At 62.2% G+C, this 19,711-nt stretch carries 19 protein-coding genes; 10 read left to right on the plus strand and 9 right to left on the minus strand.

Annotated features, from left to right (window positions below):
• Positions 1–17: 17 nt before the first annotated feature.
• Positions 18–305, minus strand: coding sequence for a YggT family protein (locus VR71_RS18465; protein ID WP_009816591.1), 288 nt, complete (start codon positions 303–305; stop codon positions 18–20).
• 130 nt (positions 306–435) lie between these two features.
• Here VR71_RS18465 and VR71_RS18470 point away from each other — a divergent pair, with 130 nt between their 5' ends.
• Genes VR71_RS18470 through mepA form a run of 3 tightly spaced genes read left to right on the plus strand, consistent with a single transcriptional unit; the run spans position 436 to position 3,325 of the window.
• Entirely contained in the window at positions 436–981 is a 546-nt protein-coding gene (locus VR71_RS18470; protein ID WP_045686085.1) for an acyl-CoA thioesterase, read from the plus strand.
• 56 nt (positions 982–1,037) lie between these two features.
• The gene (locus VR71_RS18475; protein WP_045686086.1) at positions 1,038–2,417 is read left to right on the plus strand and encodes an MFS transporter; all 1,380 of its coding nucleotides are present in this window, start codon (positions 1,038–1,040) and stop codon (positions 2,415–2,417) included.
• Positions 2,402–3,325, plus strand: a complete 924-nt coding sequence (mepA, locus tag VR71_RS18480) for a penicillin-insensitive murein endopeptidase (protein ID WP_045686087.1) — start codon at positions 2,402–2,404, stop codon at positions 3,323–3,325. The genes VR71_RS18475 and mepA overlap by 16 nt, the downstream gene beginning before the upstream one ends.
• A gap of 343 nt (positions 3,326–3,668) precedes the next feature.
• On the opposite strand, the gene VR71_RS18485 is transcribed toward mepA, so the two are convergent.
• Both VR71_RS18485 and VR71_RS18490 read right to left on the minus strand, forming a co-directional pair.
• Positions 3,669–4,115, minus strand: a complete 447-nt coding sequence (locus VR71_RS18485) for a GNAT family N-acetyltransferase (RefSeq protein WP_045686088.1) — start codon at positions 4,113–4,115, stop codon at positions 3,669–3,671.
• On the minus strand, positions 4,112–6,091 hold the full coding sequence (locus VR71_RS18490) for a methylmalonyl-CoA mutase family protein (RefSeq protein WP_045686089.1): 1,980 nt from the start codon (positions 6,089–6,091) through the stop codon (positions 4,112–4,114). Before VR71_RS18490 ends, VR71_RS18485 begins: the two co-directional genes overlap by 4 nt.
• Before the next feature lie 137 nt (positions 6,092–6,228).
• Between VR71_RS18490 and VR71_RS18495 the strand changes: the two genes are divergently transcribed.
• Together VR71_RS18495 and ccrA are read left to right on the plus strand one after the other, a co-directional pair.
• The gene (locus tag VR71_RS18495) at positions 6,229–7,602 is read left to right on the plus strand and encodes a 1-acyl-sn-glycerol-3-phosphate acyltransferase (protein ID WP_045686090.1); all 1,374 of its coding nucleotides are present in this window, start codon (positions 6,229–6,231) and stop codon (positions 7,600–7,602) included.
• A 135-nt stretch (positions 7,603–7,737) separates the two neighbouring features.
• A complete protein-coding gene (gene ccrA, locus VR71_RS18500; protein WP_037276605.1) occupies positions 7,738–9,024 on the plus strand; it encodes a crotonyl-CoA carboxylase/reductase in 1,287 nt (428 codons plus the stop codon).
• A gap of 131 nt (positions 9,025–9,155) precedes the next feature.
• Here the strand turns inward: ccrA and yihA are convergent, their stop codons facing one another.
• From yihA to VR71_RS18535, 6 genes are all read right to left on the minus strand, one after another.
• A complete protein-coding gene (gene yihA, locus VR71_RS18505) occupies positions 9,156–9,806 on the minus strand; it encodes a ribosome biogenesis GTP-binding protein YihA/YsxC (RefSeq protein ID WP_045686091.1) in 651 nt (216 codons plus the stop codon).
• Positions 9,806–10,549 (minus strand): MOSC domain-containing protein, encoded by a 744-nt coding sequence (locus VR71_RS18510; protein WP_045686092.1) that lies wholly within the window; start codon positions 10,547–10,549, stop codon positions 9,806–9,808. The genes yihA and VR71_RS18510 overlap by 1 nt, the downstream gene beginning before the upstream one ends.
• On the minus strand, positions 10,546–12,381 hold the full coding sequence (yidC, locus tag VR71_RS18515) for a membrane protein insertase YidC (protein ID WP_045686093.1): 1,836 nt from the start codon (positions 12,379–12,381) through the stop codon (positions 10,546–10,548). Before yidC ends, VR71_RS18510 begins: the two co-directional genes overlap by 4 nt.
• A gap of 112 nt (positions 12,382–12,493) precedes the next feature.
• Positions 12,494–13,789 (minus strand): bifunctional diguanylate cyclase/phosphodiesterase, encoded by a 1,296-nt coding sequence (locus VR71_RS18520; protein WP_296430570.1) that lies wholly within the window; start codon positions 13,787–13,789, stop codon positions 12,494–12,496.
• A 257-nt stretch (positions 13,790–14,046) separates the two neighbouring features.
• The gene (ttcA, locus tag VR71_RS18525; protein WP_045686094.1) at positions 14,047–14,916 is read right to left on the minus strand and encodes a tRNA 2-thiocytidine(32) synthetase TtcA; all 870 of its coding nucleotides are present in this window, start codon (positions 14,914–14,916) and stop codon (positions 14,047–14,049) included.
• A gap of 581 nt (positions 14,917–15,497) precedes the next feature.
• Positions 15,498–16,064: a TlpA disulfide reductase family protein gene (locus VR71_RS18535; RefSeq protein WP_045686095.1), complete on the minus strand. Its 567-nt coding sequence runs from the start codon at positions 16,062–16,064 to the stop codon at positions 15,498–15,500.
• A 24-nt stretch (positions 16,065–16,088) separates the two neighbouring features.
• Between VR71_RS18535 and argH the strand changes: the two genes are divergently transcribed.
• From argH to VR71_RS18560, 5 genes are all read left to right on the plus strand, one after another.
• Entirely contained in the window at positions 16,089–17,480 is a 1,392-nt protein-coding gene (argH, locus tag VR71_RS18540; protein ID WP_045686096.1) for an argininosuccinate lyase, read from the plus strand.
• On the plus strand, positions 17,477–17,659 hold the full coding sequence (locus VR71_RS18545) for a hypothetical protein (RefSeq protein ID WP_045686097.1): 183 nt from the start codon (positions 17,477–17,479) through the stop codon (positions 17,657–17,659). Before argH ends, VR71_RS18545 begins: the two co-directional genes overlap by 4 nt.
• A complete protein-coding gene (locus VR71_RS18550) occupies positions 17,656–17,976 on the plus strand; it encodes a DUF2834 domain-containing protein (RefSeq protein ID WP_045686098.1) in 321 nt (106 codons plus the stop codon). Before VR71_RS18545 ends, VR71_RS18550 begins: the two co-directional genes overlap by 4 nt.
• 36 nt (positions 17,977–18,012) lie before the next feature.
• The gene (gene lysA, locus VR71_RS18555; RefSeq protein WP_045686099.1) at positions 18,013–19,278 is read left to right on the plus strand and encodes a diaminopimelate decarboxylase; all 1,266 of its coding nucleotides are present in this window, start codon (positions 18,013–18,015) and stop codon (positions 19,276–19,278) included.
• Positions 19,279–19,315: 37 nt separating this feature from the next.
• The coding region (locus tag VR71_RS18560) for a DUF4175 family protein (RefSeq protein ID WP_296430572.1) at positions 19,316–19,711 on the plus strand (396 nt) is incomplete at its 3' end.

A 19,711-nucleotide genomic window follows, 5' to 3' on the forward strand; every position in this document is an offset into this window, starting at 1 on the left:
TGAACAAGCCCCGGACATCAGTAAAATGCGGCAGCGTTGTTGATCAGCACGATCCGCAGCGCATAGACCGCAACCAGAACAACCAGCGGGGCCAGATCAATGCCGGACATCGGCGGCAGGATGCGGCGGACGCGGCTATAGATCGGTTCCAGCAGGCGATTGAGACCATACCAGACCTGCGCCACGAATTGCTGCCGCAGGTTCAAGACCTGAAAATTGATCAGCCATGACATGATCACATGCGCGATGATGAAGAACCAAAGGATATCGAGCAGGAGCATCAGGATTTGGAAAAGCGATTGCATGGGTGGGCGTCCTCTGGGGGCTGAGCCACTATGACCTATTAAACGCCATCGCAAAGCGCAAGTCTGACGCGTGGTCGCGGTTGACGCCTGCTGGCGGGGATGCCAAGCCGCCCGGTGAAGGAGAATGCCGATGTATCCCGTTCTGCGCCTGATGTGGCAGTTGTTTCTCTATCGCAAATCCCCGCGCCTGCCGCTGACGGGAACGCATGTGTCGCACCATATCTGCATGCCATGGGACATTGACCTGTGGCGCGAGTTGAACAATGGGCGGACGCTCACGATTTTTGATCTGGGGCGGATACCGCTGGCGGGGCGTGTGGGGCTGATTGGCGCGCTCAAACGCAATCGCTGGGGGCTGGCGATTGCCGGGGCGAGTGTGCGCTATCGCCGCCGGATTACCATGTTCGAGCGGATCGAGATGCGCTCTCGGTTGCTGTCATGGGATGATAAATTCGTCTATGTCGAGCAATCCATGTGGAAGGCGTCGGGTGAATGTGCCAACCACATCCTGCTGCGTTCCGCCATCACGGGGCGCGACGGGATCATTGCGCCGGATCGCGTGGTGGCCGAAATAGGACAGGACATGAGCGCGCCCGCCATGCCTGATTGGGCCGCCGCCTGGGTTGCGGCGGAGTCCACACGTCCCTGGCCGCCCATGCAGGATGCTCAGGAATAGCTTGCGCAAACGGCGCAACGGTTGTCATATCCCTTTGAAACCAAAGGGGTTGGGGCATGACAGGCGTATCGCGGCGCAAGCGGATCTGGGGCTGGTATTTCTTTGACTGGGCGAGTCAGCCGTATCACACCCTGCTGGTGACCTTTGTCTTTGGACCTTATTTTGCCACGGTCGCGTCCGAGTATTTCATCGGAACGGGTCTTGCTGAAGACGTGGCGGATGCTCGTGCTCAGGCGATGTGGTCGTGGTGTCTGACGGTGACGGGGCTGATCATCGGGCTGGGCGCGCCGATCATGGGGGCCTTTGCCGATACCTCGGGGCGGCGGTTGTCGTGGATTATCGTGTTTTCCATGATGTATGTCGTGGGGGCCACGGCGGTCTGGGGCACGATGCCGGACGGATCGAACCTCTGGTGGGGGCTGATGGCCTTTGGGTTCGGGTTCATCGGCGCGGAATACGCGCTCATTTTCATCAATTCGCAGCTTCCCTCCTTGGGGACAGCGGAGGAGGTCGGAAACCTGTCCGGTTCCGGCTTTGCCTTTGGCTATGTCGGCGGGGTGGTGTCGCTCTTGATTGTTCTGGCGCTGTTTGTCGAGCAATCGAACGGCAAAACGCTGATCGGGCTTGATCCGGCCTTTGGGCTGGATGCCACGCTGCGTGAAGGCACGCGGGCGGTGGGGCCGTTCACGGCGCTGTGGTATTTGATCTTCATGGTGCCCTATTTCCTCTGGGTGCGTGACACCGGCCCCAAGGGGCATGGCCGGGGCGTGTCGGATGCCCTTGCGACCTTGCTCATGACCCTCAAGAGCTTGCGGCACCGGCTGAGTCTGAGCACCTATCTGGGATCGTCGATGTTCTACCGCGACGCGCTCAACGGGCTCTATGGCTTTGGCGGGACCTATGCCATTCTGGTGCTGAACTGGTCGATCACCTCTGTCGGCGTGTTCGGGATCATCGGTGCGATTGCCGGGGCGGTGTTTAGCTGGGTCGGAGGCAAGGCGGACAAGCGGATTGGCCCCAAGCCAGTCATCAAAGTGGCGATCTGGGCGCTGATGGCGGTTTGCGTCATTGTTGTGGGCATGGACCGGAGCCAGATTCTAGGGGTGCCGCTGGCCGACGGGTCCAAGCTGCCGGACGTGGTTTTTTTCGGCTGTGGCGTGCTGATCGGTGGCTTTGGCGGGGTGTTGCAATCGGCCAGCCGGTCGCTGATGGTGCGGCACACAGATCCAGCCTTACCCACTGAAAACTTTGGGCTTTATGGTCTTTCAGGACGGGCGACGGCGTTCATGGCTCCGGCGTTGATCGGGATGGTGACAACGCTGAGCGGGTCGGCGCGCATCGGGGTGTCACCGGTGATTTTGCTTTTCGTGATTGGCCTCGTTCTGTTACGTTGGGTCAAGGCGGAAGGGGACAAGGACACATGGGTCGGATCATAGTCATCAGCGCGCTTGTGCTTGGGTTGGCAAGCTGCACGCCGTCCAAACCAGAACCCGAGCCAGCCGGTATCCTGTCGAGCCAGAGTATCCCGGCGGCGATGCAAGGGGTTCAGGCCAAGCGACTGTTCGGCGCTGAGGCGCGCGGGTCTGAACACAGTCCCGCAGCCTATGGCAGCTATGCCAAGGGCTGTCTGGCAGGGGGTGTCGCCTTGCCCGAGACCGGACCGACTTGGCAGGCGATGCGGCTCAGCCGAAACCGAAATTGGGGGCACCCGGAAACCATTGATCTTGTTCAAAAACTGTCGCGCGTCGCGGCGCAGCAGCCGGGGTGGAGCGGCCTGTATGTGGGGGATATCAGCCAGCCGCGCGGCGGGCCGATGCTGACCGGGCATGCCAGTCACCAGATGGGGCTGGACGCGGACATTTGGCTGAGACCGGCAGACAATCTCAATCTGACGGCGGTTCAGCGAGAAAATATCTCTTCGATTTCAATGCAAAGGGCGAATGGCGCCTATACCAACAGCAGCTGGACCCGCGCCCATCACGAGATTGTCAAAGCTGCCGCGAAAGACCCACGCACAGCGCGAATTTTTATCTTTGCCGGTGCCAAGGTGCAGATGTGCAGAAATGAACAAGGCGGTGACAGAGCGTGGTTGGGCAAGGTGCGACCATGGTACGGGCATCACTATCATTTCCATGTCAGGCTGAATTGTCCTTCTGGTGCAAGGGGTTGCGTGCCGCAAGATGCACCGCCACCGGGGGATGGTTGTGCCGAAGCAGAACAGTGGGTGCGTAACATTCTGAATCCACCGCCGCCTGATCCCAACGCGCCCAAGCCTGTGCCCAAGCGGGAATTGACCATGGCGGATCTGCCCGGACAGTGCGTGTCGGTGTTGCAGGCTGATTAAATCAGCATGCTGCGGATTTTTTTTCATAGACCACATGATTTTGTTTTGACAACCGCAAAATCTGTGGCAACCTGTGGATAAGTTCAACAAGCGAAAGGAGGTGGTCCAGTGTCTACAGAGGGATTGGAGCGAGGTGTCGGAACAGTTTGGGAGATGATCGCCTAGGGCAGCCCCGAGGCGAAAGCCAACCAGATTGGTGCGCCTAACCGGCCCACCTCCGCGACTTCTAGAGGGCCGTTTCCGCGAGGAACGGCCCTTTTGAATGTGCAGTTCTATAAGGTTTGTGAGGGTGTTTTGTAACGTCGGATGTCGCGCTCATCCACGCGGCCCTGTCCTGACAGAGTCAGCGGGAATATTTGATGAACGGCGTCACAGTGGCGATGCGATCGTAAAGCTGGCGCGCGGTGGTGTTGAACTCTTGCGTCATCCAATAGACCGCCGGGCGGCCATCGGCATCGGCGCGGGCATAGACCGCCTCGATCAGTGCGCGGCCAATGCCAAGGCTCCGCGCCTCGGGGGCGGCATAGAGATCCTGAAGGTAGCAGACCTGTTCGACGCGCCAGTTATGGGCGTGGTAGATGTAATGCACCAAACCCACGGCGCGCCCATCGAGAAGTGCGATCAGCCCGTTCTGATCGGGATGATCGGGCGAGAGGAGCCGGGCAAAGGTCGTGTCATAGACCGTTTCCGGCAGGGTGGTTTCATAGAAATCGAGATAGGCACGCCAGAGGTCGCCCCAAGCGGGGCGATCTGCGGCTTCTATTGGGCGGATGGTGAGGGCGGCGGTCATTCCGCCGCGACCGCCTGCGGATCGACCAGGGTAACGATATCCATCATGATGGTGTTCAGCTCGAAATCCTTGGGCGTATAGACGCGGGCCACGCCCATTTCGCGTAGGCGGCGGGCGTCATCCTCGGGGATGATGCCGCCGACGATCACCGGCACGTCGCCAAGGCCAGCCGCGCGCATCCGCTCCATCAGATCCTCGACCAGCGGCATGTGGCTGCCGGAGAGGATCGAGAGGCCGACGACATGGGCGCGGTCCTCGAGGGCTGCATTGACGATCTGTTCCGGGGTGAGGCGGATGCCCTCATATCCGATGTCCATGCCGCAATCGCGGGCGCGGCAGGCGATCTGCTCGGCCCCGTTTGAGTGACCGTCGAGACCGGGCTTGCCCACGAGGAATTTGAGGCGGCGACCAAGCCGGTCCGAGACCGCGCTGACGGCATTGCGAATGTCATCCAGCCCTTCCGTCCGGTTCGAGGGGCTGGCGGAGACGCCAGTCGGCCCGCGGTATTCGCCAAAGACGGCGCGCATCTGGGCCGCCCATTCGCCTGTTGTGACACCGGCACGGGCGCAGGCGATGGAGGGTTCCATCACATTGCGTCCCTCGGCGGCGGCGGCGCGCAGGGCGGCAAGGGTCGATGTGACCGCCGCGGTGTCACGGGCGCGGCGCCAGTCAGCGAGGCGGCCGATTTGTTCAGCCTCGACCGCAGGATCGACGGTCATGATGCCGCCATCCTCGGTTTGCAGGGGCGAGGGTTCGCCGTCCTGCCAACGGTTCACGCCGACGACGACGGTCTCGTTGCGCTCGATCCGGCCAAGGCGGTCGGCGTTCGAGTCCACGAGGCGGGATTTCATGTAGTCGATGGCGGAGACAGCGCCGCCCATGCTGTCGAGATTGGCGAGTTCATGGCGTGCGCCGTCCTTGAGCGCCTCGACCTTGGCATCGACGGCGGGGTTGCCATCAAAGAGGTCGTCAAACTCCAAGAGGTCGGTTTCATAGGCGAGGATCTGTTGCATACGCATCGACCATTGCTGATCCCAGGGGCGCGGCAGGCCGAGCGCCTCGTTCCAGGCGGGCAATTGCACCGCGCGAGCACGGGCGCGTTTCGAGAGGGTGACGGCCAGCATTTCGATCAGGATGCGGTAGACGTTATTCTCGGGCTGCTGTTCGGTGAGGCCAAGGGAATTGACCTGCACGCCGTACCGGAAGCGGCGGAATTTGGCATCCGCGATCCCGTAGCGGTCGCGCAGGATTTCATCCCAGAGATCGACAAAGGCGCGCATCTTGCACATTTCGGTGACGAAACGGATACCGGCGTTCACGAAGAAGGAAATCCGCGACGCCAGCGCCGGGAAATCAGAGGCGGGCACGCGGGGGCGCAATTCATCGAGCACGGCGATGGCGGTGGCGAGGGCGAAGGCAAGTTCCTGTTCCGGCGTCGCGCCTGCCTCTTGCAAATGATAGGAACAGACGTTCATCGGGTTCCATTTGGGGACATGGGTATAGCAGTATTCCGCGACGTCGCCGATCATCCGGAGGCTGGGCGCGGGCGGGCAGATATAGGTGCCGCGGCTGAGATACTCCTTGATGAGATCGTTTTGCACGGTGCCTTGCAGGGCGGTGACATCGGCCCCCTGTTCCTCGGCCACGGCGATATAGAGCGCGAGGAGCCAAGGGGCGGTGGCGTTGATTGTCATCGAGGTGTTCATCTGGTCGAGCGGGATATCCGCGAAAAGCGTGCGCATGTCGCCCAAGTGACAGACCGGCACACCCACCTTGCCCACTTCGCCTTTGCTGAGGATATGGTCGCTGTCATAGCCCGTCTGGGTGGGCAGGTCGAAGGCCACCGAGAGGCCGGTTTGCCCCTTGGCGAGATTGGCGCGGTAGAGCGCGTTGGATTTCTCGGCGGTGGAATGGCCCGCATAGGTGCGGATGAGCCAAGGCTTGTCCTTGGGGCGGTCTTGCTGCGGCTGCGACATACGGGGCCTCGTGAATCAGGGTGCGCAATTTTGTTACGTTGAGAGGCAGGGTATAGGCAAGAAGGTTGCGCTGTCAATTCGCTGCGTTGCGGCATGAGGGCATTTACCGCAGTGGCAAACCCTGATTTGGTGCGGTCATGGGACAGACCGTGGAAATGCCCCTCTGGGTGCTGGTGTTGCTGGTGGGGTTTGCGGCCGTCACCTTTGCCAGTCATTTTCTCTTCCCCTCGGTGCGGTGGTTTCTGCGGCGCAGGTTGGAGCGGGTGGTGGCGCGGCTGAACACGCGGTTGCAGCGCCCGATTGAGCCGTTCAAGCTGGCGCGGCGCTATGACATGATCCAGCGCTTGATCTATGATCCCGAGGTGAGCCGCGCGATTGCCGCCCATGCGCAGGCCGAGGGAATTCCCGAGAACGTGGCCTTTGAGCAGGCCAAGCGCTATGCGCGCGAAATCGTGCCGAGTTTTTCCGCCACCGCCTATTTCGGCATTGCGATCCGCCTCGCGAAATGGCTGAGCCGGTCGCTCTACCGCGTGCGGCTGGGGCATTTCGACGAGGCGGCGTTGGCCACGGTGGACCGCGAGGCGACGGTGGTCTTTGTGATGAACCATCGCAGCAACATGGATTATGTGCTGGTCACATGGCTTGCGGCAGAGCGGTCGGCGCTGAGCTATGCGGTGGGGGAATGGGCGCGGGTCTGGCCGCTGAGCCGGTTGATCAAGGCGATGGGGGCCTATTTCATAAGGCGCAAATCGCGCGGCGATCTCTATCGGCGGGTGCTGGCGCGCTATGTGGGTATGGCCACGGATGGCGGCGTGACGCAGGCGATGTTTCCCGAAGGCGGGCTGAGCCTGTCAGGCGGGTTGCAGCCGCCCAAGCTGGGCCTCTTGAAATATCTGGTGGAGGAGCGCCGCCCCGGTGGGCGCGATGTGGTGTTCGTGCCTGTGGCCATCAATTACGACCGGGTGTTCGAGGATCGGCTGTTGGTGGCCGCAGAACAGGCGGGCGGGCGGCGGTTTCCGGCGCGGATCAGCGTTGTGGCGGGATTCGTGCTGCGGCAGGTTTGGCTGCGGCTGAGGCGGCGCTATCACCGGCATGGCTATGCGGCGGTGAGTTTTGGCGCGCCGATGTCGCTGGCGGAGTTCGAGCGCGATCATCCGGCGGCGGGGGTCGAGGGGCTGGCGCGGGCGCTGATGGCGCGGATCGGGGCCGAGGTGCCGGTGCTGCCGGTGCCATTGGTCGCGCGGGCGCTGATCCGGGCCGAGGGGCCGCTGACGCGCGAGGGGCTGGATGCGGCGCTGGCAGAGATGCTGGCCGAGGTGCCGCGCGCGCATGTGCATCTGCCGCGCAAGGATCTGGGCTATGCGGCGCGGTTCGGGATACAGGTGCTGCGCAAGCGCGGGATGATCGAGGAACGGCACGGTGCCTTTGTGATCACCGAGGCGGAGCGGCCCGTGGTGGCCTATTATGCCGCCTCGATTGACCATCTATTTCGCGGGTGCAGCGGGGGATGAGTGGATTTTCTGCATCCGCTCGGTTATAAAATTACAAAAAACCATCAAATGCTATTGCATTATTGCGAGGCCGTTTGTATCTCGGGTCAAGACGAACGATTCTGCATCGCGGCATTCTGAGACAGGAGGTTGACCATGGCCCTGGATACCAAGACGGGCATTGCGCCCTACGACGCCCCCGAAAAGGACCTCTATGAGGTTGGGGAAATGCCGCCCCTGGGCTATGTGCCCAAGAAGATGTACGCCTGGGCCATTCGCCGCGAGCGGCATGGCGAGCCGGACGTGTCCTTTCAGAAGGAAGTCGTCGATACATGGGAGATCGACAGCCAGGAGGTTCTGGTTCTGGTGATGGCGGCGGGCGTCAATTACAACGGCGTCTGGGCCGGTCTGGGCCAGCCGATCAGTCCCTTTGACGTGCATGGCCAAGACTATCACATTGCCGGGTCGGATGCCTCGGGGATCGTGTGGAAGGTGGGCGACAAGGTCAAGCGCTGGAAGGTCGGCGATGAGGTGGTGATCCACTGCAATCAGGACGACGGCGACGACGAGGATTGCAACGGTGGCGATCCGATGTTCTCGCCCACGCAGCGCATCTGGGGTTATGAGACCGGGGACGGATCATTCGCGCAGTTCACCCGCGTTCAGGCGCAGCAATTGATGCCGCGCCCCAAGCATCTGACATGGGAGGAAAGTGCCTGCTACACGCTGACGCTGGCCACCGCCTATCGGATGCTGTTCGGCCACGCGCCGCATGATCTCAAGCCCGGTCAGAACGTGCTGGTCTGGGGCGCGTCGGGCGGTCTGGGCTCTTATGCGATCCAGTTGGCGAATACGGCGGGCGCCAATGCGATTGGCGTCATCTCGGACGAGAGCAAGCGGCAATTCGTGCTGGATCAGGGGGCGAAGGGCGTCATCAACCGCAAGGATTTCAAGTGCTGGGGTCAGTTGCCCAAGGTGAATTCGCCCGAATATAACGAGTGGCTGAAAGAGGCGCGCAAGTTCGGCAAGGCGATCTGGGACATCACCGGCAAGGGCGTCAACGTGGACATGGTGTTCGAGCATCCGGGCGAGGCGACATTCCCGGTCTCGTCGCTGGTGTGCAAAAAGGGCGGCATGGTGGTGATCTGCGCCGGGACCTCCGGGTTCAACTGCACCTTTGACGTGCGCTATATGTGGATGCACCAGAAGCGTTTGCAGGGCAGCCACTTTGCCCATCTCAAGCAGGCGGCGGCGGCCAACAAACTGATGGTCGAGCGGCGGCTAGATCCCTGCATGTCCGAGGTGTTCCCCTGGGACGAGATTCCGCAGGCGCATGTCAAGATGCTGCGCAACGAGCACAAGCCGGGCAATATGGCGGTGCTGGTGCAAGCGCCGCGCACCGGGCTGCGCACGGTCGAGGATGTGCTGGACGCGGGCCGGTAAGGCGCGTCTGGCAGAGGGAGGAGCGGCTCGCGAACCAGGAGGGGTTCGCGGGCTGTTTTTTTGCAGATATGGCACGCAGAGGGGGAGAGGCCCCGGGTCAGGCCCGGGGCGTGCAGCCCTCGTGCCGCGCCCTATTCCAGCGTGGCGATGGTGGCGCGCAGGGTGGCCAGACCCTCTGACTTCTCGCTGGAGGTGAGGATCAGCTCGGGGAAGGCGGCCGGATGGGGCGCGAGCTTGCTGCGCACCTGATCCAGCACACGCGCACGCTCGGTGGCGTTGATCTTGTCCGTCTTGGTCAGCACGCATTGAAAGGTCACGGCGGAGGCGTCGAGCAGCGACATGATCTCTTCGTCAACGGATTTGATCCCGTGTCGGGCATCGACCAGCACGAAGGCGCGGCGCAGGGTCTGGCGGCCCGAGAGGTATTGCTTCAGAAGCGCCTGCCATTTTTGCACCACGGCGAGGGGCGCATTGGCATAGCCATAGCCGGGCAGGTCCACGAGATAGTGGCTCTCGCCCAGGGCGAAGAAGTTGATTTCCTGCGTGCGGCCCGGCGTGTTGGAGGCACGCGCCAGCGCCTTGCGCCCGGTGAGGGCGTTGATCAGGCTGGATTTGCCGACATTGGAGCGCCCGGCAAAGCACACCTCGAGTCGGTCGGCGGGCGGCAGGCCCGACATGGCAACGACGCCTTTGACGAAATCCACAGGCCCGGCAAAGAGCTTGCGCCCCAGTTCGGAGGTCTCGTGATCGGGGTCGGGGGCAGGTGAAAAGCGCAGTTCCATCACAGCACCTCGATCTGGTCGCCAAGGGCGAGGGTGCCGCCGGTGATCACCTCGGCGTAGATGCCGAAATCCTGATGGTCCCAGTTCTTGTTGAGCGCGGCCAGCGTGTCGAGGTCGCGCACACCCGTGGCCGGATTGGCGGTGGTGGCCAGACACCGGCGGATCGGTTCGCGCACGATCATCTCGGCTGTGCCGATACGCAGCGTCTTGCCGATCAGGTCGAACTCGGCCCAGGGGGCAAGCCCGTCGAGATGGATGTTGCAGCGCCAGCGCAGGGGCGAGACATCGGCCCCCATCTTGGCCGCGAGATCGGCGTTGGAGGCGAGGTTGAGCAGGCTGACCGACGGGTACTCGGTATCGGTAAAGCCGCGCCCGTCAAGGCGGTAGAGGCGGGTCGGCTGCGTGCCCTCGGGGGGCATCAGGGGGCGCACCCAATCGAGAAACGCCTGCCCGTCGTGATCGGGCCGAAAGGTCAGGTCGGGGCGGTCGGGGTGGCTGAGGGTGACGGTCTCGGATGCCTCATCGAACCGTGCGTTGATCGCCATGATCGCCCCGGTCTTGGATCCGCGCGAGAAATTGACGCAAGGCCCCCATTCGCCGGTCGTCAGCCGCGCGATTTCGAGGGCGACGGCCCAAAGACGGTCGCCGGGCATGGCCTGCCCGGCGGTGAGGGTGACGGCGGTGAGGGCCTCGCGCCCGTGGCCTTTGATGGGGTGCCGCCAGAGGGCGCGAACCTCTGTCATTTTTTCTTGGGCGTTGCTTTGGGCGCGGGTTCCGGCGCGGGTTTCTTGCGTTTGAAGCTGGAGAGGATATTGCCAAACACGTCCGGTTTATGGCCATGCGAGCGCATGATCACGTATTGCTGGCTGAAAGTGATCACGTTGTTCGCGATCCAGTAGATCACGAGACCCGAGGCAAAGCTGCCCAGCATGAACATGAAGACCCAAGGCATCCAGGCAAAGATCATCTTTTGCGTGGGATCGGTGGGCGATGGGTTCAGCTTTTGTTGCAGCCACATCGAGATACCAAGGCAGAGCGGCAGAATCCCGATGAAGATCAGCGCCAGGATCGAACCCGGCTCTGGAGCCGCCCAGGGCAGGATGCCCCAGAGATTATAGAGCGACGAGGTGTCGGGGGCTGAAAGATCCTTGATCCAGGCCACCCATGGCGCGTGGCGCAATTCGAGCGTGACGAAGATCACCTTGTAGAGCGAAAAGAAGATCGGGATTTGCAACAGGATGGGCAGACAGCCCGCCGCCGGATTGACCTTTTCCCGCTTGTACAGCTCCATCATTTCCTTCTGGAGCTTTTGGCGGTCATCCCCGGCAGTCTCCTTTATCTTCTCCATCTGCGGCTGGAGTTCCTTCATCTTGGCCATGGAGACGTAGGATTTATAGGCCAACGGCAGCACGAGCGCCTTGATCAGCAGCGTCAGCGCTATGATCGCCCAGCCCATGTTGCCAATCAGGGCGTTGAACCAGTGCAGCGCTGCAAAGATCGGTTTCGTCAGGAAAAAGAACCAGCCCCAGTCGATGGAGTCGAGAAAGCGGTCGACGCCCTGCTCGTTCTGATAGGCGCGAATCGTGGCCCATTCCTTGGCCCCGGCAAAGAGGCGGGTGTCGGCGGACGCGGTTTGACCCGGCTCGACCGTCTGGGTCGGTTGCACGGTTTCGGTCTGAAAGATGCCGCGCTGCGGATCGAATTTGCTCACGGATTTGAATGGGTTGCCCGAGGCGGGGATGAGGGTGGTCATCCAGTAGTGATCCGTAAAGCCGATCCAACCGTTCTCGGTCACTTGCGTCACCTCGGCGGGCGCGCCCTCGCGGGCGTTGAACGGATATTCTTCGACATCGTCATACTTGATTTCCGACAGGGTGCCATCGGCCATCCCGATCAGCCCTTCATGGAGAATGAAGAACTTCTTGAGATCTGCGGGTCGTCCGTGGCGCGCAAGGATGCCGTAGGGCGCAAGGCTCACGGCGCTGGCCCCGGTATTCTCGACCGACTGGCGGACCGAGAACATGAAATCCTCGTCCACGCTGAGTTCGCGGCGGAAGATGAGACCAGCGCCATTGTCCCAAGACAGGGTGATGGGCGAGGTCGGTGTCAGGGTCTCGCCGCTCTCGATTTGCCAGAGCGTGTTGGAACCGGGGACCTGATCGGCGGTCAGACCGGCACCGGGCGCCCAACCGTAGAGGGCGTAATAGGGGGCCTCGCTTCCGACCGGGGCGAGCAGGCGCACGATGTCAGAGGCGGGATCAATCGTTTCGCGATAATTCTTGAGGAAGAGGTCATCGATTCGGCCGCCCTGCAGCGAGATCGTGCCTTGCAGGCTGGGTGTGTCGATGTTCAGGCGCGGGGCGTCCGGCTCTGTTGCGGGGGCCGCCGTCTGGGTTGTGGTCGCATCGGCCGTGCTGTCCGCAACTGGCGCGGGCACGCTCTGTGTGGCGCTCGGGACGGGAGCGTTGGGGTCGACTGCCGGGGACTCCGGGGGGGGGAACATCACGAACCAGACCAGAATCACAAGGAAACTGAGCGCAGTTGCAAAGATTAGGTTCTTGTTCTGATCATCCATCGCCGATGGCCATCCGTCTGTTACATGTCAGGGCGGTTCAACAGAGTGCGGGCCCAAACGTCAAGCGGAATCCGGGAATTTGCGCCGGTCGCGCGGGGATATATCGCAGCGCTCACCCCTTGGCGCGGGTAATCCGGGGCAGGTGGGCGAGTTTGGCGCGATGGGCCGCGATCCAATCCGGGGTCGCATCGAGCGGCATCGGGCGACCGATGCCAAAGCCCTGAACATGGCCGCAGCCGAGCTGGGCGAGCATCGCGTGTTCGCCTGCAGTTTCGACCCCTTCGGCCAGAGTGGCGAGGTCCAGCCGTTCCGCCATGGAGAGGATGGCCGCGACCATGCGCTGTTGTTCGGGGTCGCGGTCGATTTTGGTGACAAAGGAACGGTCGATCTTGAGCCGCCCTACAGCAAAGCGTCGGATGGTCGAGATCGAGGCATGGCCTGTGCCGAAATCGTCAAGATCGATCAGGCAGCCCATATCCGCCAGCGCGGCGATGTTGCGGGTAATGACGTCATCGGGTGAGGTGGCAAGGACGGTTTCGAGGATTTCGACCGCCAGCCGGGTGGGCGGCAGATTGCAACGGTCCAGTTCCCATGCGATTTTGTCCGCAAGCTGTGGATTGCGCAGCTCTTCGGGCGAGAAGTTGACGCCGACATGTGGGATGTCGAGGCCAAGATTGTCCCATGTTTGGAGCGCGCGCAGGGCGTTGCTCAGCATGGCATCGCCAAGCACCTCCATCCGACCAGAAGCGGCGAGGAGTGGCAGAAATTCCGCGGGGGTGATGAGGCCGGCGGTGGGATGCTGCCACCGTGCCAGCGCCTCGAATCCGCTGATTTGGCCTGTATTGGTGCAGATTTGTGGCTGAAACCAGCTGATCAACTGGCCGGTCTTGAACGCCTGTTGCAGATCGTCTGCAATGTGCTGCGGCATTTGGACCCTCGCACGCAGGTCGCGGGAAAAGGCGCGAATCGCGGAAGGCCCATGGCGGCGGGCCTCGTCCAGCGCGGTGAGCGCAGCGTCAAAGAGCGCGTCGCTTGTTTGGGTGGGGGCGTGGGTGGCAGGGCAGAACCCAAGCGAGGCGGAGATATAGACGGTCGTGGCACCCAGCGTGATCGGTTCCTCGACGGCGGATTGCAGGCGGCTGGCGAGCGTGAGGAGCGGCTCCAATTCTAAGGTGTTGATCGGAAACAGAAAAATTCCGATGCGGCCTGCGCCGAGGTCAAAGAGCTGATCGGCAGCGCGGAGCGCGCGGGCGAGGCGATCGAGGCTTTGCACTGTGACGCGGTCTGTCGCGGATCGACCGTAACGCTCTGATAAGATGTCATAATCGTCGATCTGGAGGATGAAACAGGCGGTGCGTTGACCCGTGCGGCGCGCCTCTGACAGGGTGCGGTTGAGGTGGGCGCGCATCGCAACGCTGGCACCGTCCCTCTGTGTGCGGGACTGTTGGCCTAAAAGAGTGATTATGATCAATAGGATAGGTAGGGAAAGCAGGAGTGCGGGGAGGCCAAACCACTGCGTTGCAAGGCCCGTCGAGGCGAGAAAGACCAGCGATTTTGGCCCGCGACCGGCCTGAGGCAAGTCTGCCAAAAACGCGCCAAACCATTGTTTTGATTTGTAAAACATCCGAAATCCCATAGCCCGGTCTTGAGCCTAGCGCAGAGGGGTTAACGGAGTTTGGGCAATCCCTCGGGATTTGCGTTGGATTTTATCGATTCGGTGGTCAGACCCGCGAAATCGAAGAGTTTGGGATCGAGCAGATGCGAGGGCCGCGCGTTCATCAGGGCGCGGAACATGACCTGACGACGACCGGGGGAATTCGCCTCCCATCCGTCGAGGATCTGTTTGACCTGTTGGCGTTGCAGCCCGTCTTGCGAGCCGCAGAGATCACAGGGGATGATGGGGTAGTTCATGGCGCGCGAAAACCGCTCGCAATCCGCCTCGGCGACATGCGCGAGAGGGCGGTAGAGGAAGAGATCGCCCTCTTCGTTCACCAGCTTTGGCGGCATGGTGGCGAGCCGCCCGCCATGAAAGAGGTTCATGAAAAAGGTCTCAAGAATGTCGTCGCGGTGATGGCCGAGAACAACCGCCGTGCAGCCTTCTTCGCGGGCGATGCGGTAGAGATTTCCCCTGCGTAAACGGGAACATAGCGCGCAATAGGTACGTCCGGCGGGCACCTTGTCCATCACGATGGAATAGGTGTCCTGATACTCGATCCGGTGGGGCACCTGCATGCGATTGAGGAAGTCCGGCAACACGGTGGCCGGGAAACCGGGCTGGCCCTGATCTAGATTGCAGGCCAAGAGATCGACCGGCAGAAGGCCGCGCCATTTCAGCTCATGGAGCACCGCAAGGAGGGTATAGCTGTCCTTGCCGCCCGAGAGACAGACAAGCCATTTGCCGCCCGGCTCGATCATGCCATATTGCTCGATCGCCTCGCGGGTGTGACGGACAATGCGTTTGCGCAGCTTTTTGAATTCGGTGCTGCTGGGCGCCCCGTGAAACAGCGGATGGATCTCTTCGGACTCGTCTAGCATGGGCTGGCTTTAGGGGTTTTGCGGGGGGCAGGCAAGGGTGTGTGAGGGGCTGTCAAGCGTGCGGTGCGGTAAGGATTGGGCGGGATGCGGACCCTTTGAAAGAGTCTGGTTCGTTCTCTATCCAGGAAAGCGGTTGGTACGGTTGTGCGGTTGGACCGTACGTTTTGGGGTAAGGGAGGGGGGCGCTGCCCCCGTCGCTGCAAGCAGCGACTCCCCCGAAGTATTTCGGGCAAGATGAAATGGGGGGTGGGGGGTGAGCCAATGTCAGTCGTAGACCACGCCAGGACCTAGAATCTCGAAGCCCTTAATTCGAACTCATACATGCCCGATTGGTCAGCCTTTTCGGCCCTCGCCATCAGTTTGCCATCGGAGTCCCGAAACACTGCGTGGGCAGAATGAATTGCCCGATAGCAATGCGTTCCGTCAGGATAGATATACTTCAGCATCACAGGGTCCCCAATTCGGTTTGCGGTTGGTTTGTTGGCGCAAAATGTTTCCCAAATGTTCCAAGCTCAGCGCAACCTGTCAAGGGCCGCTGCGTCCGCATAGCCACCACCCTGTGTCTAAAGCAACGCCGCCTCTCAGCTCTCGCCTTTTCCCTCAACCAACGCCTGAACAATCGCCTTGGCGCTGTCGCTGTCCCAATGCGCATCGCCGAGGAGGCGGGCGATTTCATGGCCCTCGGGATCAAGGATCACGGTGATGGGCAGTCCAAAGATGCCCATGGCGCGGGCGAGGGCGCTTTTGGGGTCGGTGTGCAGCGGCAGGTTGTCGACGCCGATCTCGTCAAAGAATTTGGCCATCGCGGTGGGGGCGTTGCGGCCTGTGGCGATGGTGACGACCTCGAAGGTGTCGCCGCGCATCTCGGTTTGCAGGGTCGAGAGCGTCGGCATTTCGGCCCGACAAGGCGCGCACCATGTGGCCCAGAAGTTCAGCACGACATACCGCCCCTGAAAATCGGCAAGCGTGCCTGTGGTGCCATCGGCGCGGGTGAATTCGGTCAACGGGGCGGGTGTTGGCGCAGAGTGGAAATTCAGTTTCTTCATGTCGCCGTCGCGCAGCGCCTCAAGTGCTGCGGTATCGGCGTGGGCAGTATTTGCACCAAGGGCCACGGCCATATAAAGGACGATCTGACGAATGATTTTCATTATTCCCTCCGAAGGGCCAAAGACATGACTGACACAACCTCGAACCAGATGTGGGGCGGCCGCTTTGCCGCCGGGCCGGATGCGATCATGGAGGCAATTAATGCCTCGATCTCATTCGACAAGCGGATGGCGGCACAGGATATCGCCGGCTCGAGGGCCCATGCCGCGATGCTGGCGGCGACAGGTATTGTCAGTGATAGTGATGCGGCGGCGATGAGGGAAGGGCTGCTCACGGTCTTGTCAGAGATAGAGGCGGGGGAATTCACCTTTTCCACGGCGCTTGAGGATATTCACATGAATGTCGAAGCGCGGCTCAAGGATTTGATCGGCGCGCCTGCCGGGCGGTTGCACACCGGGCGGTCGCGCAATGATCAGGTTGCGACGGATTTCCGGCTCTGGGTGCGGGATCAACTGGATGCGGTGGATCAGGCCTTGCAGGCGTTGATGCGGGCGCTGGTGGCGCAGGCAGAGGCGGGGGCGGAGTGGGTGATGCCCGGCTTTACCCATCTTCAGACGGCGCAGCCGGTGACATGGGGGCATCACATGATGGCCTATGTCGAGATGTTTGGCCGTGATCTGAGCCGGGTGCGCGATGCGCGGGCGCGGATGAATGAATGCCCCTTGGGGGCGGCGGCGCTGGCGGGGACATCCTTTCCGATTGATCGAGAGATGACGGCGAAGGCGCTGGGCTTTGACCGCCCCTGCGCCAATAGTCTGGATGCGGTGAGTGACCGGGATTTTGCGCTGGAGTTTCTGGCGGCTGCCAGTATTTGCGCCATGCATCTGAGCCGGTTCGCGGAGGAATTGGTGATCTGGTCCTCGGCGCAATTCCGGTTTGTGGCGCTGAGCGATCGGTTTTCGACCGGGTCGAGCATCATGCCGCAAAAGAAGAACCCCGATGCGGCGGAGCTGATCCGCGCCAAAGTGGGGCGGATTTTCGGGGCCAATGTGGCGCTGATGATGGTGATGAAAGGCCTGCCGCTGGCCTATTCCAAGGATATGCAGGAAGACAAGGAGCAGGTGTTTGACGCCGCCGACAACCTGATGCTGGCCTTGGCCGCGATGGAAGGCATGGTGCGCGACATGGCGGCGCGGACGGATCATCTGGAGGCGGCCGCCGGGTCGGGATTTTCGACGGCGACCGATCTGGCGGATTGGTTGGTGCGGGTGCTGGATATGCCGTTTCGCGAGGCGCATCATGTCACCGGGGCCTTGGTGGCCAAGGCGGAGGCCAAGGGCTGTGATCTGCCGGACCTGAGCCTGACCGAGATGCAAGAGGTGCATGACGAAATCACTGCGTCGGTCTATGATGTGTTGGGCGTGCATAATTCGGTCGCCTCGCGGGTGAGCTATGGCGGCACGGCACCCACACAGGTGCGCGCCCAAGTGGCGCGGTGGAAGGAGCGATTGGGATGATACGGCTGGGTTTTGCTCTGCTGAGCCTCACGGTGCTGATCGGCTGCGGCGTTGATGGCGAGCCGGTGCGCCCCACGGCGGGGATGAACGTGGGCGTGGGCACGCATGGCGTCAATGTCGGCGTGGGTGGCGGCGTGCGCGTGGGCGGCGTCAATGTCGGCGTGGGGGTTGGCCTGTGAGATGGGTCTTTGCCGCGCTGGCCGTGTGGGGCGCCATTCATCCGATGTATTGGTTCCTGCAGTGGTTCGGGCAGAACGGCTATGACCTGATGGGCATGGTCGATGCCTGGCATGCCAATGCGGCAAGCTCGGGTCTGGTCTGGGATCTGACGATTGCCGCTGTGGCGCTCACGGTCTGGGTGGTGGTCGAGGCCGTGCAGAACCGGCACTGGCTGGGTCTGATTGCCATTCCGGCGACCTTCGGTATCGGGGTGAGTTGCGGTTTGCCGCTCTATCTGTTCTTGCGGGCATCGCGGAGCGGCGCGCGCGGGATTTGAGTATTTTTTGAACGATGAAACGGGGCGGGACGGCGCGTGGATCATTTTCTCTATCATAACGGCGTGCTGCACGCCGAAGATGTGCCGCTGTCGGAGATTGCCGAAGCGGTTGGCACGCCCTTCTATTGCTATTCAACCGCGACGCTGACCCGCCATTTCCGCCTGTTTGACGAGGCGTTGGCGGGCATGGATCATCTGGTCTGCTACGCGATGAAGGCTGCGAGCAATCAGGCGATTCTCAAGACACTGGCGGCTTTGGGCGCGGGAATGGATGTGGTTTCGGGCGGGGAATATGCGCGCGCCAAGGCTGCGGGCGTGCCGGGCGAGCGGATCGTGTTCTCTGGCGTGGGCAAGACCCGCGAAGAAATGCGTCTGGCGCTGATGGGCGGCATCCGGCAGTTCAATGTCGAGAGCGAGCCGGAGATGGCGGTGCTGAGTGCCGTGGCGGTGGAATTGGGCCTGCGTGCGCCGATCACCATTCGGGTCAATCCCGATGTGGATGCCAAGACCCATGCCAAGATTGCCACCGGCAAGAGCGAGAACAAGTTTGGCATCCCAATCGCGCGGGCGCGCGAGGTCTATGCGCAGGCCGCGGCCCTGCCGGGGCTGGAGGTGATCGGGATCGACGTGCATATCGGCAGTCAACTGACCGAATTGGCGCCGTTCCGTCTTGCCTATGAAAAGGTGGCGGAGCTGACACAGGTTCTGCGCGCGGATGGGCATGACATTCGCCGCCTCGATCTGGGCGGCGGTCTGGGGATTCCCTATACCCGTTCGAACGAGGCCCCGCCGCTGCCCACGGAATATGGCGCGCTGATCCGCGAGGTGCTGGGGCATCTGGGCTGTGAGATCGAGATCGAGCCGGGTCGCTTGATTGCCGGCAATGCGGGGATTCTGGTGAGCCGGGTGATCTATGTGAAATCCGGTGAGGGGCGGGATTTCCTGATCCTTGATGCCGCGATGAACGATCTGATCCGACCGGCGATGTATGACGCGCATCATGACATCGTGCCGCTGATGGAGCCCGCGCCGGGGGTCGAGCAACAGCCCTATGATGTGGTCGGGCCGGTCTGCGAATCGGGGGATACATTTGCCAAGGGGCGGATGCTGCCGCCGCTGGCCGAGGGCGATCTGGTGGCGTTTCGCAGTGCCGGCGCTTATGGCGCGGTGATGTCGAGCGAGTATAACACGCGGCCTCTGGTGCCCGAAGTTCTGGTGCATGGGCGTGACTTTGCCGTGATCCGGGGCAGACCGACCTTTGACGAAATGATAAATCGCGATACCATCCCTGAATGGCTCTGACGCGATGGGCGCGCGGGGCCGAGATGAGGTGCCGCGCATGGCTGCGACCGAAAACCCCCTGAAAGCTCTGACCGCGCGGTTGCGGCGGCCTCTTCTGCTGACATGGGCGGGGTTGATTGCCGAGCGTCTGGTGCGCGCGTTCTGGCCGATGTGGAGCGTGATTGCGGCGGGGGCTGCGGCGCTGATGCTGGGCCTTCACGATCTGGCAGCGGTCGAGGTGGTCTGGGGCACCGCCATGCTGGCCGCGCTGGCGGTGCTGGTTTACGGCGTGCTGGGGTTTGTGAAGTTCCGGTTTCCGCGTCGGGCCGAGGCCTTGGCGCGGATGGATGAGGCGATGCCGGGCAGGCCACTGGCGGCGCTGGCGGATGTGCAGGCGATTGGTGCGGGCGATGCCGGGTCGGCGGCGCTCTGGCGGGCGCATCAGGCGCGGATG

Source organism: Roseovarius sp. BRH_c41, assembly GCF_000961715.1.
Classification (GTDB): domain Bacteria; phylum Pseudomonadota; class Alphaproteobacteria; order Rhodobacterales; family Rhodobacteraceae; genus Roseovarius.